Origin of the sequence: Labilibaculum sp. K2S (genome assembly GCF_030372765.1) — a bacterium.
Lineage (GTDB): Bacteria > Bacteroidota > Bacteroidia > Bacteroidales > Marinifilaceae > Labilibaculum.
The window spans coordinates 1-1,064 of sequence record NZ_JAUCMW010000072.1; the positions used below are offsets into that span (position 1 = coordinate 1).

Annotated in this window: 1 protein-coding gene and 1 pseudogene; both read left to right on the forward strand. The window is 45.7% G+C overall.

The genetic code is table 11. The annotated features are described in order from the left end of the window. Window positions 1–280, forward strand: a pseudogene (locus QUH73_RS20745) (hypothetical protein); the annotation flags it as partial. Further along, window positions 267–986 (forward strand): IS21-like element helper ATPase IstB, encoded by a 720-nt coding sequence (istB, locus tag QUH73_RS20750; protein WP_289532358.1) that lies wholly within the window; start codon window positions 267–269, stop codon window positions 984–986. The pseudogene QUH73_RS20745 and the gene istB, both read left to right, overlap by 14 nt. The last annotated feature ends 78 nt before the right edge of the window (window positions 987–1,064 follow it).

The window sequence follows — 1,064 nt, forward strand, 5'->3', positions numbered from 1 at the left end:
CTTTAAGCAGAATAAGCATCCCGAACAGTTGTACCGAACCTGTGACGGACTCTTGAACCTGCATAGAAAAACCAATCCGGAAAACTTCAGGAAAGCCTGTAAGGTGGCCTTGAAATACGAGATCTGTTCGTACAGGTTCTTGCTTAATGTGATCAATAACAAAACCTCAGACATGATAGATCAGATAAATAAACCGGCTTTACCCAAGCACCGGAATATCCGCGGAAAAGCCTATTACTCACAATCCACACTTAAATTGAATAGCTATGATGCAAATTGAAACCCAATTTAAACAATTACGACTGCATGGAATGAATCGAACCTGGATGGCTCTGCAGGAAACCAGAAGGCACCACGAACTCTCCCTGAGTGAAGGACTTGAAATACTACTTCAGGCCGAACAGCAGGAAAGAGAGCAAAAGCGCTTCGAGCGACTGGAAAAGAATGCCCGTTTTCGTTATCAGGCATCTATCGAAGAGCTGAAGATGGAGGCTGCCAGAGGAGTAGATAGGACTCTGATTACAAGCTTGGCGACAGGCGATTACCTGTCGCGTGGTGAATCCGTACTAATCACAGGATCGACTGGTTGCGGAAAAAGCTTTTTAGCTTCGGCACTTGGTCATCAGGCGTGTGTGCAGGGCTTTAAAGTTGCCTACTACAACACGCAAAAGCTGTTGCAGAAAACCAAAGTCGCCCGCATCGAAGGAACCATATACAAGTTCTTTGAAAAGGTGGCCAAAACGGATCTGCTAATACTCGATGATTTTGGACTCTCTCATTTGGAACAACAGCAACAGTTGGATCTGATGGAGATGATCGAGGACCGGCATGGAAAAGCCTCCACTATTATCGCCAGTCAATTGCCCGTGGCCAGCTGGTTCGACATCATTGGAGAGGAAACCATAGCCGATGCAATTCTGGACCGTCTGGTACACTCCTCATACCGAATCGAATTAAAAGGAGAAAGTTTAAGAAAAAAACGGTAATATTGTCAGACCATCAAGTTCATTGAACCTCAATTCTGTGAGGGGTCAGTATCACCCGGACAAGGGGTCAGCATCACC

Excerpts from the sequence above, each read along its gene's own strand:
- istB (WP_289532358.1), top strand. The coding sequence starts at position 267 with ATGATGCAAATTGAAACCCAATTTAAACAATTACGACTGCATGGAATG.